At 36.5% G+C, this 16,933-nt stretch carries 9 protein-coding genes, 2 tRNA genes and 3 rRNA genes; 11 read left to right on the forward strand and 3 right to left on the reverse strand.

Annotated features, from left to right (window positions below):
• Positions 1 to 4: 4 nt before the first annotated feature.
• The 4 genes from aldA to fusA all read left to right on the forward strand — a co-directional run bounded on the left by aldA (position 5) and on the right by fusA (position 4,655).
• Positions 5 to 1,444, forward strand: a complete 1,440-nt coding sequence (gene aldA, locus A0083_RS02425) for an aldehyde dehydrogenase (protein ID WP_120760864.1) — start codon at positions 5 to 7, stop codon at positions 1,442 to 1,444.
• Positions 1,445 to 1,642: 198 nt separating this feature from the next.
• A complete protein-coding gene (rpsL, locus tag A0083_RS02430) occupies positions 1,643 to 2,026 on the forward strand; it encodes a 30S ribosomal protein S12 (RefSeq protein ID WP_012661187.1) in 384 nt (127 codons plus the stop codon).
• A 67-nt stretch (positions 2,027 to 2,093) separates the two neighbouring features.
• On the forward strand, positions 2,094 to 2,564 hold the full coding sequence (rpsG, locus tag A0083_RS02435) for a 30S ribosomal protein S7 (protein WP_012661188.1): 471 nt from the start codon (positions 2,094 to 2,096) through the stop codon (positions 2,562 to 2,564).
• Between the two features lie 15 nt (positions 2,565 to 2,579).
• Positions 2,580 to 4,655, forward strand: coding sequence for an elongation factor G (fusA, locus tag A0083_RS02440; protein WP_120760865.1), 2,076 nt, complete (start codon positions 2,580 to 2,582; stop codon positions 4,653 to 4,655).
• 331 nt (positions 4,656 to 4,986) lie between these two features.
• Here fusA and A0083_RS02445 read toward each other — a convergent pair whose 3' ends face one another.
• The 3 genes from A0083_RS02445 to putP all read right to left on the reverse strand — a co-directional run bounded on the left by A0083_RS02445 (position 4,987) and on the right by putP (position 8,898).
• Positions 4,987 to 6,357, reverse strand: coding sequence for a hemolysin family protein (locus A0083_RS02445; protein WP_197553931.1), 1,371 nt, complete (start codon positions 6,355 to 6,357; stop codon positions 4,987 to 4,989).
• An 89-nt stretch (positions 6,358 to 6,446) separates the two neighbouring features.
• Positions 6,447 to 7,418 carry a putative transporter gene (locus A0083_RS02450; protein ID WP_120760867.1) on the reverse strand — a complete coding sequence of 324 codons (972 nt, stop codon included), beginning with the start codon at positions 7,416 to 7,418 and terminating at the stop codon, positions 6,447 to 6,449.
• 1 nt (position 7,419) lies between these two features.
• Positions 7,420 to 8,898, reverse strand: a complete 1,479-nt coding sequence (gene putP, locus A0083_RS02455) for a sodium/proline symporter PutP (RefSeq protein ID WP_197553934.1) — start codon at positions 8,896 to 8,898, stop codon at positions 7,420 to 7,422.
• A gap of 140 nt (positions 8,899 to 9,038) precedes the next feature.
• On the opposite strand from putP, the gene A0083_RS02460 reads away from it, so the two are divergent.
• From A0083_RS02460 to rrf, 7 genes are all read left to right on the forward strand, one after another.
• Positions 9,039 to 10,244, forward strand: coding sequence for a saccharopine dehydrogenase family protein (locus tag A0083_RS02460; protein ID WP_197553937.1), 1,206 nt, complete (start codon positions 9,039 to 9,041; stop codon positions 10,242 to 10,244).
• A 38-nt stretch (positions 10,245 to 10,282) separates the two neighbouring features.
• Entirely contained in the window at positions 10,283 to 10,966 is a 684-nt protein-coding gene (gene modB / locus A0083_RS02465; RefSeq protein WP_197553940.1) for a molybdate ABC transporter permease subunit, read from the forward strand.
• 385 nt (positions 10,967 to 11,351) lie between these two features.
• Positions 11,352 to 12,865 (forward strand): 16S ribosomal RNA (locus A0083_RS02470).
• A 95-nt stretch (positions 12,866 to 12,960) separates the two neighbouring features.
• Positions 12,961 to 13,036 (forward strand) — tRNA-Ala (locus A0083_RS02475).
• 8 nt (positions 13,037 to 13,044) lie between these two features.
• Positions 13,045 to 13,121: transfer RNA gene (locus A0083_RS02480), tRNA-Ile, on the forward strand.
• Between the two features lie 454 nt (positions 13,122 to 13,575).
• Positions 13,576 to 16,483, forward strand: a 23S ribosomal RNA gene (locus A0083_RS02485).
• A gap of 162 nt (positions 16,484 to 16,645) precedes the next feature.
• Positions 16,646 to 16,762 (forward strand): 5S ribosomal RNA (rrf, locus tag A0083_RS02490).
• The 16S, 23S and 5S rRNA genes sit together here with 2 tRNA genes alongside, the layout of an rRNA operon.
• The last annotated feature ends 171 nt before the right edge of the window (positions 16,763 to 16,933 follow it).

Here is a 16,933-nt window from a genome sequence, read left to right on the forward strand (position 1 = left end):
AAAAATGACAACTTATTTAAATTATATTGATGGTGAATTTATTCCGCATGATGGTGAATTTATTGAGGTTTTAAATCCTGCTACAAAAGAAGTAGTATCAAGAGTGGCTAGTGCTTCTTTGGAGGATACAAAAAGAGCCATTGAAGCAGCAAAAAAAGCACAGAAGTCTTGGGAGGCAAAGCCGGCGATTGAAAGAGCGAGTTATTTAAGAGAAATTGCAAATTTAATACGTAAAAATGCAAATTATTTAACCGAAGTTTTAATGCAAGAACAGGGTAAAACAAGAACTCTTGCAAGTATAGAGATTAACTTTACAGCAGATTATATGGACTATATGGCAGAATGGGCTAGAAGGTATGAAGGTGAGATTATACAAAGTGATAGACCTAATGAGCATATTTATTTATATAAAAGTGCAATCGGGGTTATTGGCGGAATTTTACCTTGGAATTTTCCATTTTTTCTTATTGCTAGAAAAATGGCACCTGCTTTAGTTACGGGCAATACGATTGTTATAAAACCAAGTAGTGAAACACCTAATAATGCCTTTGAATTTGCAAAACTTGTTGCACAAAGTTCTTTACCTAAAGGAGTATTTAATCTAGTAGCGGGTAAAGGAAGTGTGGTAGGACATGAGTTATCAAGCAATGAAAATATAGGCATGGTGAGTCTTACAGGGAGTGTTGAAGCAGGCACCAGAGTAATGGAAGCTGCTGCGAAAAACATCATTAAAGTATCACTAGAACTAGGTGGTAAAGCACCAGCTATAGTTTGTAAAGATGCTGATATTGACTTGGCAGTTGAAGCAATTAAAGCTAGTAGAATTTGCAATAACGGCCAGGTGTGTAATTGCGCTGAAAGAGCTTATGTGCATTCAAGTATTTATGATGAATTTGTGGATAAATTTGTCAAAGCTATGAGTAAAGTAAGTGTTGGCAATACTCTAAAAGGTGATTTTGATATGGGTCCACTTGTAAATCAAGCAGGTGTTGATAATGCTTTGGCGATGCTTGAGAGAGCTAAAGCTAAAGGTGCAGTTGTAGAGTGCGGTGGAAAAATAACCGATACAAGCGGATATTATTTTCCTGCAAGTGTTCTTACAAATGTTAAGCATGAAGATGAAATTATGCAAAAAGAAATTTTTGCACCTATTTTACCGATTGCTAAATTTGATACTCTTGATGAGGCTATTGATATGGCAAATGATTGCGAATATGGTCTTACAAGCTCTATTTATACACAAAATTTAGATATAGCAATGAGAGCAAGCAGAGAGATTAAGTTTGGTGAAACATATATCAACCGTGAAAATTTCGAAGCAATGCAAGGTTTTCATGCAGGATTTAGAAAAAGCGGTATAGGGGGAGCTGATGGTAAACATGGGCTTGAGGAATACCTAGCAACTCATGTGGTTTATTTGCAATACAACACTAACAAACAATAGTTTTTAATCCTATCTAATTTTAGATAGGATTTTCTTTCGATTTTATAACAAATACATTTTGCGTGTATTTGGTTAATATGACACTATTTATCAATGTACTTAATAAAGTAAAAATAAAATACATCTAGTTTATATTTTTGTAAGTAAAATTTAGGTATTATCCAAAGTTTATTATATTTTTTAAAGAAAGGAATTATTGTGCCTACCATAAATCAATTGGTTAGAAAAGAGCGCAAAAAAGTTTTAGAAAAATCTAAATCTCCAGCGCTTAAAAATTGCCCACAAAGAAGGGGAGTTTGTACTAGGGTTTATACTACAACCCCTAAAAAACCAAACTCAGCGTTAAGAAAAGTTGCCAAAGTAAGACTTACAAGTGGCTTTGAGGTTATTAGTTATATTGGTGGTGAAGGTCACAACCTACAAGAACACAGCATTGTTTTAGTACGTGGTGGTAGGGTAAAAGACTTACCAGGTGTGAAGTATCACATTGTGCGTGGTGCTTTAGATACAGCAGGTGTTGCAAAAAGAACTGTTTCTCGTTCTAAATATGGTGCAAAACGCCCTAAAGCAGCTGCTAAGTAATAAACATACAGACAAATCCGTTAGATTTGATTTTGTTTGAGTAAAATTATAAATTTGAAGGAAAAATATGAGAAGAAGAAAAGCTCCGGTAAGAGAAGTCTTGCCTGATCCGATTTATGGAAACAAAGTAATCACAAAATTCATTAATTCTTTAATGTATGATGGTAAAAAAAGTACAGCAACAACTATTATGTATGGTGCTTTAGAAGCTATCGATAAAAAAGGCGGAGAAAAAAAAGGTATAGAAATTTTTAATGATGCTATTGAAAATATCAAACCTTTATTGGAAGTTAAATCTCGCCGTGTAGGTGGAGCGACTTACCAAGTACCAGTTGAAGTACGCCCAGCTAGACAACAAGCTTTAGCTATTCGTTGGATTATTTCTTTTGCTAGAAAAAGAAGCGAAAGAACTATGATTGAGAAATTAGCAGCTGAATTACTAGATGCAGCTAATAGTAAAGGTGCTTCGTTCAAGAAGAAAGAAGATACTTATAAAATGGCAGAAGCTAATAAAGCATTTGCTCATTATCGTTGGTAAGAAAAGGTGTAAATAATGTCAAGAAGTACCCCTTTAAAAAGAGTTAGAAATATAGGTATTGCAGCGCACATTGATGCCGGAAAAACAACTACAAGTGAAAGAATCCTTTTCTTCACAGGTATGAGTCACAAAATCGGTGAAGTACATGATGGTGCAGCTACAATGGACTGGATGGAGCAAGAAAAAGAAAGAGGTATTACAATTACTTCTGCTGCAACAACTTGTTTTTGGAAGAATCACCAAATCAATCTTATTGACACTCCGGGCCACGTTGACTTTACAATCGAAGTTGAAAGATCAATGCGTGTTTTAGATGGTGCTGTTGCGGTATTTTGTTCAGTAGGTGGTGTACAACCACAATCAGAAACAGTTTGGAGACAAGCTAATAAATATGGTGTTCCAAGAATTGTTTTTGTAAATAAAATGGACAGAATTGGTGCAAATTTCTTTAATGTTGAAGAACAAATTAAAAATCGTCTAAAAGGAAATCCAGTTCCACTTCAAATTCCAATCGGTGCTGAAGATAATTTCAAAGGTGTGATCGATCTTATCACTATGAAAGCTTTAGTATGGGAAGATGAAAACAAGCCAACTGATTATGTAGAAAAAGAAATTCCAGCTGAGTTAATGGAAAAAGCTGAAGAATATCGTGTAAAAATGATAGAAGCGGTTTCTGAAACTAGTGATGAATTAATGGAAAAATATTTAGGCGGGGAAGAGCTTACTCAAGAAGAAATTAAAGCAGGTATCAAAGCAGGTTGTTTGAATCTTTCTATGGTTCCAATGTTATGTGGTACAGCTTTTAAAAATAAAGGTGTTCAGCCATTACTTGATGCTGTTGTAGCTTACTTACCAGCTCCTGATGAAGTAGCAAATATCAAAGGTGAATATGAAGATGGTACAGAAGTTTCTGTAAAATCAACTGATGATGGTGAATTTGCAGGACTTGCATTCAAAATCATGACGGATCCTTTTGTTGGACAATTAACTTTCGTTCGTGTTTATAGAGGAAGTTTAGAAAGTGGTTCTTATGCATACAATTCAACCAAAGACAAAAAAGAAAGAATTGGTCGTCTTTTGAAAATGCACTCTAATAAAAGAGAAGAAATTAAAACTTTATATGCTGGAGAAATCGGAGCCGTTGTTGGTCTTAAAGATACATTAACCGGTGATACTTTAGCAAGTGAAAAAGATAAAGTTATTTTAGAGAGAATGGACTTCCCAGATCCTGTTATTTCAGTTGCTGTTGAACCTAAAACAAAAGCAGATCAAGAAAAAATGTCAATTGCTTTAAATAAATTAGCACAAGAGGATCCAAGCTTTAGAGTTTCTACAGATGAGGAAAGTGGTCAAACTATTATTTCAGGTATGGGTGAGCTTCACTTAGAAATTATTGTTGATCGTATGCTTAGAGAATTTAAAGTTGAAGCTGAAGTTGGACAACCTCAAGTTGCTTATCGTGAGACTATTAGAAAAACAGTTGAGCAAGAGTATAAATATGCTAAACAATCAGGTGGTCGTGGTCAATATGGTCATGTATTCTTAAGACTTGAGCCACTTGAGCCAGGTAGTGGTTATGAGTTTGTAAATGATATCAAAGGTGGGGTAATTCCAAAAGAATATATTCCAGCAGTTGATAAAGGTGTACAAGAAGCATTGCAAAATGGTGTTTTAGCGGGTTATCCTGTTGAAGATGTTAAAGTAACAGTTTATGATGGAAGTTACCACGAAGTGGATTCTTCTGAAATGGCATTTAAACTTGCGGCTTCTATGGGCTTTAAAGAAGGTGCTAGAAAAGCAGGTGCAGTAATCTTAGAACCTATGATGAAAGTTGAAGTTGAAACTCCTGAAGAATATATGGGCGATGTTATTGGTGATTTAAATAAACGCCGTGGTCAGGTTAATTCAATGGATGAAAGAGGTGGTAATAAAATCATCACAGCATTTTGTCCGTTGGCTGAAATGTTTGGATATTCAACTGATCTTAGAAGCCAAACACAAGGCCGTGCTACTTACTCTATGGAATTTGATCATTATGATGAAGTTCCTAAGAATGTTTCTGAAGAAATTATCAAAAAAAGAAACGGTTAATTTCATAAAGATGAGCTTTTATAGCTCATCTTATTTTTTTATTCTTCTTTTTTCTTTCTATTTTATTTTGTATTTCATATTTTATGTTTTGCTAACTCTCTTATAAAATTATGTAGTTTTATAGAAAATAATATTCGCAATTTTTGGGATAGTTTTTAATTTGAATGAGTTTGAATGAGTTTGAATGAGTTTGAATGAGTTTGAATGAGTTTGAATGAGTTTGAATGAGTTTGAATGAGTTTGAATGAGTTTGAATGAGTTTGAATGAGTTTGAATGAGTTTGAATGAGTTTGAATGCGTGAGAAATTTATATTAGAATGAAGAAGAGTTTTTACTCTTCCTCTTCAGTGCTTTTACGCACTACTTTGATACGTTCTATGCTATTGCCATCCATTTTTTTAACTTCATAGTGGCAAAATTCATCTTCTATTCTATCTCCAACTACCGGGAGACGACCAAGAAGATTAAATACATATCCACCTATAGTAACTTGCTCTAAATCTTCATCATAGCGTATATTGAGTAATTCTTCAACCTCGCTAATTTCATATCTTCCTTGAAATTCATAAATATTTTCTGCAAGTTTTTTAAAGTGCGGACTAGAATCATCATGTTCATCATTGATATCACCAACAATTTCCTCCATGATATCTTCCATGGTTAAAAGACCTGCTGTTCCACCGTATTCATCAACAACTAACGCAGTGTGTACTTGCTCTTTGTTCATCATAAAAAGAACTTTTGAAATACTAATGTTTTCTGGAACCAAAATCATTTTGATCAAGAAATCATCTAGTTTTTTCTTGTTTTTACTTAGTTCATTTTGCATAATATCTCTAATGTGTACCATACCTAAGATAACATCTTTTGATCCATCTATGTATGGAAAACGAGTATGCTTGTGCTGACAGACAATTTGCATATTTTCTTCATAACTTTTTTGCTTATTAAGACATATCATATCTTTTCTTGGTGTCATGATTTCTTTTGCGACAGTGTCTGAAAAGTCAACAGCATTGCGAATGATTTCTGTTTCAAATTCATCTAGTACACCGCCTTTTTGACTTTCACTTGCAATGAATTTAATTTCTTCTTCAGAGTGACTTAATTCATGTTCTTTTGCAGGTTTGATACCAATGATTTTTAAAGAACTAGCCGCTAAGAAGTCGAATGTCTTTATAAATGGCAAGAAAAGCAACCAGAATAAGTGTAAAGGTCTTGCTATCCATAGTACGGCTTTATCTGCAATAGTGATTGCGATACTTTTTGGTACAAGTTCACCTAATACAACATGTAGTAAAGTGATGATCGCAAATGCAATAATAAATGCAATGGTATGCGTTAACGTGGAGCTTAAACCTAAATTTGCCAAAGGCACTTCAAGCAGTTTAGCAATAGCGGGTTCGCCTATCCAACCAAGAGCAAGAGAGCTTAATGTGATACCAAGCTGACATGCACTTAGATAAGTATCAAGTTTAGAGGTAACTTCTAAAGCTTTTTTAGCATTGCGTTTTTTTTCTTTTACCATTTCTTCTAGTTTTGATCTACGAACTTTGACAATGGCAAATTCAGAAAGAACAAAAAAGCCGTTTAAAAGCACTAATGCTAGTGCAACAAGAATCATAAAAGTAGAATAGCCTACATCGATTGATGCAACTGTAGGTAATGTTTGATTTAAGTCTAAAGATTGACTGGGGTCCAAAAAAACTCCTTTAATAAAATTTTTCGCAAAATTATATCAAATCAAAACTATAAAATCAGCTTAAAATAAACGGTATATTTTAAATTAATTTATTTTTTTCTGTATTCTATATTTTTTTCAAATTCATCTAAACGTTTGTAAATACTACGTAACTGGGTTATGGTAGTCCAGTTGGTGATGAAAATGCTAAATGAAGATCTAACTTGATCAAAGGCATTTCCAACTTGTATAATAATTCCAAGTTGTATAAGACCTAAAAATAAGCTTGGAGCCATGATTAAAAAAGGAACTATAACCATAAATTGCTCAAATAAATATAACCACACATTAAAATATCCATAGTGTAAAAATAATCTTTTATAGTTAACTTTAAGCCCAGTAAATAAACTTAAAATGCTTTCATCGCTAGCATAATTTTTTCTGTCATCTTCTGCAAAGACTAGTTCTTTTCTAAAGGCAGCTTCTGCTTTTTGATTGTTATATTCAAGCCCAGGGAGTTTAATGCCAACAAACCATGATATAATAAGCCCTCCTAAGGATACTAAAAAAGCTATCCATACTAAAGAACCACTGATATCTTTTAAGATAGGTAGATGGACATGTGCACTTAGCATCCATAAAATAGGCACAAAAGCAATTAAAGTCATTATTGCTTTAACAAAAGCTAATCCTAAGCTTTCTATAATTTTTGAGAAATTGTAAATATCTTCTTGAATTCTTTGCGAGCTACCTTCTATGTTGTCATCTTTTTTTTGCCAAAATTTAATATAATCAAAAGTCATCGCTTCACGCCATTTAAAGGCATAAATACTACCAAAATATTGCGTAATGGTTGCAATAAAAACATAAGGTAAAGCTAAATATAAAAATTGCTTGATGAAATAATAAAAATCATTAATATTGTGATTTTTGGCATCTTGTAAAACATCATAAAAGTCTTTATACCATTCATTAATGGCAACATTAATAGAAGTTTGTGCAAGTAAAGAGGCTAATAAAAAAAATAATCCCGCATAAGCCCATAATGCCCATTTTTTGGAGTAAAAAAAAGATCTAAACATTTTAGATCTCTTTTAGCATTTTTTCATAGTGACAGACACTCTGTTTACTTGCTTTAAAAATAGTGCTAAAGATTACAATAAAACAGCTCGCAACTAAAAATCCAGGAATGATTTCATAAACTGCTATGAAATTTGAGCCAAAATGTTTATATAATATAACAGTTAAAGCCCCACTAATCATACCCGCTATAGCACCTTCTTTGCTCATGTTTTTGTAAAATAGTGCAAATAAAATAACACTTCCAAAACTAGCTCCAAAACCCGCCCATGCATATGAAACAATACCTAAAATTTGAATTTGTGTATCAAGCGAAAGCACAAAGGCTACACAAGCAACAACCAAAACACCCATGCGAGAGAATAAGGTAATGTTTTTGTCACTTGTCTTTCTTTTTAAAATTTGTGTGTAAAAATCTTGCACTAAAGTAGATGCACACACTAGTAGTTGAGAACTAGCTGTGCTCATAATGGCAGCTAAAATAGCACTGAGTAAAATTCCTGCTACCCAAGGGTTAAAAAGCACTTGAGACATTACGATAAATATTCTTTCAGGGTCATTTAGACTAAGGTTAAATTTTGCCATATAAGCAATACCTAAAAAACCTATCATTGCAGCTCCTGCTAAGGATATTACCATCCAGGTTATCCCAATGAAAGTTGCAGTAGGAATTTCTTTTACATTTTTTATAGAGATAAAACGAATTAATATATGAGGTTGACCAAAATATCCAAGTCCCCATGCTAGAGTTGAAACTACCACTAACCAGCCACCACCATCTAATCCAAAGGCTTGTGGTTTAACATCATGTATAGTAGAAAACGCTTCGCCAAAACCACCTAGTTCAAAAATCATCACAAAAGGAATGATTACCAAAGAACCCATCATTAAAAGTCCTTGTATCATATCAGTCCAGCAAACAGCTTTATATCCTCCTAAAAAAGTATATAAAACAATCACCAAAAATCCAATACTCAAAGCATAAAGATAAGGCAAGTTAAATACACTTTCAAAAAGTTTAGCGCCACTTACTAATCCAGCGCTAATATAAATTGTAAAAAACACTAAAATCACGATCGAACATACACTTCTTAAGATATGTTTGTTATCATGAAAACGACTCTCAAAGAAATCAGGTATTGTAATGCAGTCTTTGGCAATTTGCGAGAAGATTTTTAGTCTTTTAGCGACAAAGGTCCAATTTAAAAACATTCCAAAAGTCAAGCCTATAGCAATGTATATTTGTCCAAGACCAGCTGCATATAATGCACCAGGAAAGGCCATTAATAGCCAACTACTCATATCAGAAGCACCAGCGCTTAAAGCCGAAACAACAGGCCCCATAGAGGCATTTCCGACAAAATAATCTTTACTGTTTTGATTTTTTTTGTAAAAATAAAAACCTATAAAAAGCATTAAAAATGCATAGGTAATAAATGTAGTAATAATAGGATAAGATAGTTCTACACTTTGTAAATTCATAAGTGTCCTTAAAAAATTTAAAAAATTATCATTTTACTTGTTTTATTTTAAAAAAAGATTATAAAAAGATTTTTATGATTGAATTTCAATGCTTTATAAAGTTTTTTTGCTACAATTTTCAAAAAAATTGAGGAAGGCTAATGAAAAATCTTTTAATTATAGGTGCAGGTGGTGTAAGTCGCGTTGCAACTGTAAAATGCGCAATGAATAGCGATGTTTTTAGTAAAATAACTCTAGCAAGTAGAACTAAAAGCAAGTGTGATGAAATAGCTGCGTTTATCAAAGAACGCTTAGGTGTAGAAATTTACACTGAGCAAATTGATGCAGATGATACCGCCGCTGTGGTTGAGCTTATCAAAAAAACAAAGGCTGAAATTTTACTAAATGTGGCTTTGCCTTATCAAGATTTAACTTTAATGGATGCATGTATTCAAACTAATATTCATTATGTAGATACTGCAAATTATGAACACCCTGACTTAGCTAAATTTGAATACAAAGAGCAATGGGCAAAAAACGAAAAATTTAAGGAAGCAGGAATTTTAGGGCTATTAGGTAGTGGATTTGATCCTGGTGCGACCAATGTTTTTTGTGCTTATGCGCAGCAAAATTTATTTGATGAAATTCACTATATCGATATATTAGATTGTAATGCAGGAGATCACGGTTATGCATTTGCAACTAATTTCAATCCTGAAATCAACTTAAGAGAAGTTTCAGCAAAAGGGCGTTATTGGCAAGAAGGTAAGTGGATAGAAACTGAGCCTATGGAAATAAAAATGGAATGGGATTATCCTGAAGTAGGGGTAAAAGATAGTTATTTGCTTTATCATGAAGAACTTGAAAGTCTAGTGAAAAACATTAAGGGTTTAAAAAGAATTAGATTTTTTATGACTTTTGGGCAAAGTTATTTAACTCATATGAAATGCCTTGAAAATGTTGGTATGCTGGGCATTAAACCTGTTATACATCAAGGTAAAGAAATAATACCAATAGAATTTTTAAAAACCTTGCTTCCTGATCCTGCTAGTTTAGGACCTCGTACTAAGGGTTATACAAACATAGGTTGTGTAATACGTGGTGTAAAAGATGGAAAAGATAAGCAAGTATATATTTATAATGTTTGTAATCACGAAGAATGCTTTAAAGAAACTGGAGCGCAAGCTGTGAGCTACACCACTGGAGTTCCTGCAATGATAGGTACAAAATTAATTGCGAAAGGAATTTGGCAAGGTAAGGGTGTATTTAATATGGAAGAATTTGACGCTAAACCTTTTATGGATGAGTTAAACACTCAAGGACTCCCTTGGAAGATCATTGAAATGCAGCCAACTCTAGGAAAATAATCTCAAGCCTTTTTTGGCTTGAGAACGAAGCTTTGATAATGCTGCAACTACTTCAAAATATTGATTGGACTCCCTTTTTAGTTTCAATGAAGCTTTCTATTGTTACCTGTGTTATTTTATTTTGTTTTTGTGTGCCACTTGCTTGGATTTTTGCTTTTAAACATTTTAGAACAAAAAAAATTTTAGAAACAATTATAACTTTACCTCTGGTTTTACCACCATCTGTTGTTGGTTTTTACTTGTTGATTTTATTTTCAAAGTATTCTTTTTTAGGTGAATTTTTAGAAAAGCACTTTGATATCACTTTGGCTTTTACTTTTGAGGGATTGGTTATAGCAAGTTGTATTTACTCACTACCTTTTATGTTTAATCCTTTGTATACTTCCATGACATTAATTTCAAAAAATATCGTTGAAGCGAGTTTTTCTTTAGGAAAAAATTCTTTCATCACGCTTTTTAGAGTAATTTTACCTAGTATTAAACCAGCTATACTCAGTGCTTTGGTAATAAGTTTTGCACATACTATGGGTGAGTTTGGTATAGTGTTAATGATAGGTGGTTCTTTAAATGGGGAAACGAAAGTAGCAAGTATTGCTATATATGAAAGTATGGAAAATTTAGATTTTACTACAGCTCATGTTTATAGCCTTATACTTTTAATTTTTAGTTTTATTGTTTTATTAAGTGTTAACCTTCTTAATAAGCAAAAAAATAGAGTATAACCCCCCCCACTTCTTTAACACACTTCACTTCATACACCCTATATCAATACACTTTATATTCTTTTATATTTATTATTCTATATTTATAAATTCTCCTTTCTATAAATTTCTTTTTTTATTTTCATTTCTTTTTTCATTTAATAAAACTTTAAGCTTTTGTTGCTATAATTTCATTTCCTTTTCAAACGAAAGGGATTTAAAAAGCTAAGATTTTTTGTCTTAATTTTTTAGTATTTGTTCTTTAAATTATTAATATTGTTAATCAAATCTTATAGTCAATCTTTGAAATCTAAATAAGTGATCGATTGAGCCAGAAAGATTTATTTTTAAATCTTAACAATCAACTTTTTCTTTGAAGAAAAAGATTAAACTTATCCAATTATTTTTTATGGAGAGTTTGATCCTGGCTCAGAGTGAACGCTGGCGGCGTGCCTAATACATGCAAGTCGAACGATGAAGCTTTTAGCTTGCTAGAAGTGGATTAGTGGCGCACGGGTGAGTAAGGTATAGTTAATCTGCCCTACACAAGAGGACAACAGTTGGAAACGACTGCTAATACTCTATACTCCTGCTTAACACAAGTTGAGTAGGGAAAGTTTTTTCGGTGTAGGATGAGACTATATAGTATCAGCTAGTTGGTGAGGTAATGGCTCACCAAGGCTATGACGCTTAACTGGTCTGAGAGGATGATCAGTCACACTGGAACTGAGACACGGTCCAGACTCCTACGGGAGGCAGCAGTAGGGAATATTGCGCAATGGGGGAAACCCTGACGCAGCAACGCCGCGTGGAGGATGACACTTTTCGGAGCGTAAACTCCTTTTCTTAGGGAAGAATTCTGACGGTACCTAAGGAATAAGCACCGGCTAACTCCGTGCCAGCAGCCGCGGTAATACGGAGGGTGCAAGCGTTACTCGGAATCACTGGGCGTAAAGGGCGCGTAGGCGGATTATCAAGTCTCTTGTGAAATCCAACGGCTTAACCGTTGAACTGCTTGGGAAACTGGTAGTCTAGAGTGAGGGAGAGGCAGATGGAATTGGTGGTGTAGGGGTAAAATCCGTAGATATCACCAAGAATACCCATTGCGAAGGCGATCTGCTGGAACTTAACTGACGCTAAGGCGCGAAAGCGTGGGGAGCAAACAGGATTAGATACCCTGGTAGTCCACGCCCTAAACGATGTACACTAGTTGTTGGGGTGCTAGTCATCTCAGTAATGCAGCTAACGCATTAAGTGTACCGCCTGGGGAGTACGGTCGCAAGATTAAAACTCAAAGGAATAGACGGGGACCCGCACAAGCGGTGGAGCATGTGGTTTAATTCGAAGATACGCGAAGAACCTTACCTGGGCTTGATATCCTAAGAACCTTATAGAGATATGAGGGTGCTAGCTTGCTAGAACTTAGAGACAGGTGCTGCACGGCTGTCGTCAGCTCGTGTCGTGAGATGTTGGGTTAAGTCCCGCAACGAGCGCAACCCACGTATTTAGTTGCTAACGGTTCGGCCGAGCACTCTAAATAGACTGCCTTCGTAAGGAGGAGGAAGGTGTGGACGACGTCAAGTCATCATGGCCCTTATGCCCAGGGCGACACACGTGCTACAATGGCATATACAATGAGACGCAATACCGCGAGGTGGAGCAAATCTATAAAATATGTCCCAGTTCGGATTGTTCTCTGCAACTCGAGAGCATGAAGCCGGAATCGCTAGTAATCGTAGATCAGCCATGCTACGGTGAATACGTTCCCGGGTCTTGTACTCACCGCCCGTCACACCATGGGAGTTGATTTCACTCGAAGCCGGAATACTAAACTAGTTACCGTCCACAGTGGAATCAGCGACTGGGGTGAAGTCGTAACAAGGTAACCGTAGGAGAACCTGCGGTTGGATCACCTCCTTTCTAGAGTACAAACTGATAAGTCTCACAACTATCAGTTCATATATAGACTCAATCATCCTTGTTTAGATTTCAAAGATTGATGAAAAGCTAATTTTGGGGAATTAGCTCAGCTGGGAGAGCGCCTGCTTTGCACGCAGGAGGTCAGCGGTTCGATCCCGCTATTCTCCACCATTTATTAAGGGCCTATAGCTCAGCTGGTTAGAGTGCACCCCTGATAAGGGTGAGGTCACAAGTTCAAGTCTTGTTAGGCCCACCATAAAAGATTTGTTTATCAATCATAAATTAAAGTTTTAAAACTTAAAGCAAGTATATAGCTAATAATAAAGCAATAAGTAAAGTAAAATGATTTATTACTTATGTTTTTAAATTATTTAAACTCTTGATATATACTTCCTTTAGGTTTTAAGACCTAAGCTAAATAAATAATAGAATATTTTATATATTAGATTAGTTATTTAATGTTATTTGAATTATCATTGTTAAGAGTCACAAGCAAGTTTTAATAAAAACAATTTTACAGGACTTGTTAAAGGATAAAACCTAGCTATCTTTTCTTTAGCTTTTAGTTAAAGACAAGTTTTAAACTCACAGCTTAGTTGGACTAATATTTTTAGTTTTATTAAGTGTTTAAATGCTTTCCGTCTTAAGATAGTAAAGTCTTATCATAAAAACTTTAGCAAGGAAGTGATGCGTTTTAGAATGAATTTAAAAGGTAAGCTATTAAGAGCGAATGGTGGATGCCTTGGCTGGTAAAGGCGATGAAGGACGTACTAGACTGCGATAAGCTACGGGGAGCTGTCAAGAAGCTTTGATCCGTAGATTTCCGAATGGGGCAACCCAGTATATAGAGATATATACTACCATAATGGAGCGAACGTAGGGAATTGAAACATCTTAGTACCTACAGGAAAAGAAATCAATAGAGATTGCGTCAGTAGCGGCGAGCGAAAGCGCAAGAGGGCAAACCCAGTGCTTGCACTGGGGGTTGTAGGACTGCAATGTGCAATAGGTGAGGTTAGTAGAACACTCTGGAAAGTGTAGCCATAGAGGGTGATAGTCCCGTATACGAAAACCAAACCTTAGCTAGCAGTATCCTGAGTAGGGCGGGACACGAGGAATCCTGTCTGAAGCTGGGTCGACCACGATCCAACCCTAAATACTACTACCAGACCGATAGTGCACAAGTACCGTGAGGGAAAGGTGAAAAGAACTGAGGTGATCAGAGTGAAATAGAACCTGAAACCATTTGCTTACAATCATTCAGAGCACTATGTAGCAATACAGTGTGATGGACTGCCTTTTGCATAATGAGCCTGCGAGTTGTGGTGTCTGGCAAGGTTAAGCACACGCGAAGCCGTAGCGAAAGCGAGTCTGAATAGGGCGATTAAGTCAGATGCTGCAGACCCGAAACGAAGTGATCTATCCATGAGCAAGTTGAAGCTAGTGTAAGAACTAGTGGAGGACTGAACCGATAGGCGTTGAAAAGCCCCCGGATGACTTGTGGATAGGGGTGAAAGGCCAATCAAACTTCGTGATAGCTGGTTCTCTCCGAAATATATTTAGGTATAGCGTTGTGTCGTAATATAAGGGGGTAGAGCACTGAATGGGCTAGGGCATACACCAATGTACCAAACCCTATCAAACTCCGAATACCTTATATGTAATCACAGCAGTCAGGCGGCGAGTGATAAAATCCGTCGTCAAGAGGGAAACAACCCAGACTACCAGCTAAGGTCCCTAAATCTTACTTAAGTGGAAAACGATGTGAAGTTACTTAAACAACCAGGAGGTTGGCTTAGAAGCAGCCATCCTTTAAAGAAAGCGTAATAGCTCACTGGTCTAGTGATTTTGCGCGGAAAATATAACGGGGCTAAAGTAAGTACCGAAGCTGTAGACTTGATTTTATCAAGTGGTAGGAGAGCGTTCTATTTGCGCCGAAGGTATACCGGTAAGGAGTGCTGGAGCGAATAGAAGTGAGCATGCAGGCATGAGTAGCGATAATTAATGTGAGAATCATTAACGCCGTAAACCCAAGGTTTCCTACGCGATGCTCGTCATCGTAGGGTTAGTCGGGTCCTAAGTCGAGTCCGAAAGGGGTAGACGATGGCAAATTGGTTAATATTCCAATACCAACATTAGTGTGCGATGGAAGGACGCTTAGGGCTAAGCAAGCTAGCGGATGGAAGTGCTAGTCTAAGGTCGTAGGAGGTTATATAGGCAAATCCGTATAACAATACTCCGAGAACTGAAAGGCTCTTCAAAGTCTTCGGACAGCGAGGAGAATTGCTGATGCCGTCGAGCCAAGAAAAGTTTCTAAGTTTAGCTAATGTTGCCCGTACCGTAAACCGACACAGGTGGGTGGGATGAGTATTCTAAGGCGCGTGGAAGAACTCTCTTTAAGGAACTCTGCAAAATAGCACCGTATCTTCGGTATAAGGTGTGGTTCGCTTCGTATTAGGATTTACTCCGAAAGCGAAGAAACTTACAACAAAGAGTCCCTCCCGACTGTTTACCAAAAACACAGCACTCTGCTAACTCGTAAGAGGATGTATAGGGTGTGACGCCTGCCCGGTGCTCGAAGGTTAATTGATGGGGTTAGCATTAGCGAAGCTCTTGATCGAAGCCCGAGTAAACGGCGGCCGTAACTATAACGGTCCTAAGGTAGCGAAATTCCTTGTCGGTTAAATACCGACCTGCATGAATGGCGTAACGAGATGGGAGCTGTCTCAAAGAGGGATCCAGTGAAATTGTAGTGGAGGTGAAAATTCCTCCTACCCGCGGCAAGACGGAAAGACCCCGTGGACCTTTACTACAGCTTGACACTGCTATTTGGATAAGAATGTGCAGGATAGGTGGGAGGCTTTGAGTATATGACGCCAGTTGTATATGAGCCGTTGTTGAGATACCACTCTTTCTTATTTGGGTAGCTAACCAGCTTGAGTTATCCTCAAGTGGGACAATGTCTGGTGGGTAGTTTGACTGGGGCGGTCGCCTCCCAAATAATAACGGAGGCTTACAAAGGTTGGCTCAGAACGGTTGGAAATCGTTCGTAGAGTATAAAGGTATAAGCCAGCTTAACTGCAAGACATACAAGTCAAGCAGAGACGAAAGTCGGTCTTAGTGATCCGGTGGTTCTGTGTGGAAGGGCCATCGCTCAAAGGATAAAAGGTACCCCGGGGATAACAGGCTGATCTCCCCCAAGAGCTCACATCGACGGGGAGGTTTGGCACCTCGATGTCGGCTCATCGCATCCTGGGGCTGGAGCAGGTCCCAAGGGTATGGCTGTTCGCCATTTAAAGCGGTACGCGAGCTGGGTTCAGAACGTCGTGAGACAGTTCGGTCCCTATCTGCCGTGGGCGTAAGAAGATTGAAGAGATTTGACCCTAGTACGAGAGGACCGGGTTGAACAAACCACTGGTGTAGCTGTTGTTCTGCCAAGAGCATCGCAGCGTAGCTAAGTTTGGAACGGATAAACGCTGAAAGCATCTAAGCGTGAAGCCAACTCTAAGATGAATCTTCTCTAAGCTCTCTAGAAGACTACTAGTTTGATAGGCTGGGTGTGTAATGGATGAAAGTCCTTTAGCTGACCAGTACTAATAGAGCGTTTGGCTTATCTTATTTAAGCATCACTTCCTTGTTAAGGTTTTTATTAAGCTTTAGTCTTAAAAGTAAAATCTTATAGTAGAAGTTCGTTGATATTAGAACTTGCTCTTAACATTGTTTTTTAAGTATTCTTGATAAAACAGTATAAAGATTTAAATAGAATATTTAAATAACAATGTCCGTGATTATACAGATGTGGAGACGCCTTGCTCCATCCCGAACCAAGAAGCTAAGCACATCGTGGGTGATGATACTACGCCTTACTGGCAGGGGGAAAGTAGCTCATTGCGGACTTGTTAATTCTCTTATTATTCTTACTTATTACTTAGTTAAATCCTTAATTAGTTTATTCTTTGTTTTTTTTATTAGAGATAGTTTTTATTGTTTTATAATTTATTTCTTTTATGGTTTTTTATAATAAATATCTTTCTAGGAAAGTGATTAAATTATAATAAAGAGCTTTAG

Origin of the sequence: Campylobacter sp. 2014D-0216 (genome assembly GCF_014931215.1) — a bacterium.
Lineage (GTDB): Bacteria > Campylobacterota > Campylobacteria > Campylobacterales > Campylobacteraceae > Campylobacter_D.

Bases quoted from the DNA above. Each gene is read 5' to 3' on its own strand.
- aldA (WP_120760864.1), top strand. From the start codon at position 5: ATGACAACTTATTTAAATTATATTGATGGTGAATTTATTCCGCATGAT.
- rpsG (WP_012661188.1), top strand. From the start codon at position 2,094: ATGAGAAGAAGAAAAGCTCCGGTAAGAGAAGTCTTGCCTGATCCGATT.
- fusA (WP_120760865.1), top strand. From the start codon at position 2,580: ATGTCAAGAAGTACCCCTTTAAAAAGAGTTAGAAATATAGGTATTGCA.
- A0083_RS02450 (WP_120760867.1), bottom strand. From the start codon at position 7,418: ATGTTTAGATCTTTTTTTTACTCCAAAAAATGGGCATTATGGGCTTAT.
- putP (WP_197553934.1), bottom strand. From the start codon at position 8,898: ATGAATTTACAAAGTGTAGAACTATCTTATCCTATTATTACTACATTT.
- A0083_RS02460 (WP_197553937.1), top strand. From the start codon at position 9,039: ATGAAAAATCTTTTAATTATAGGTGCAGGTGGTGTAAGTCGCGTTGCA.
- modB (WP_197553940.1), top strand. From the start codon at position 10,283: ATGCTGCAACTACTTCAAAATATTGATTGGACTCCCTTTTTAGTTTCA.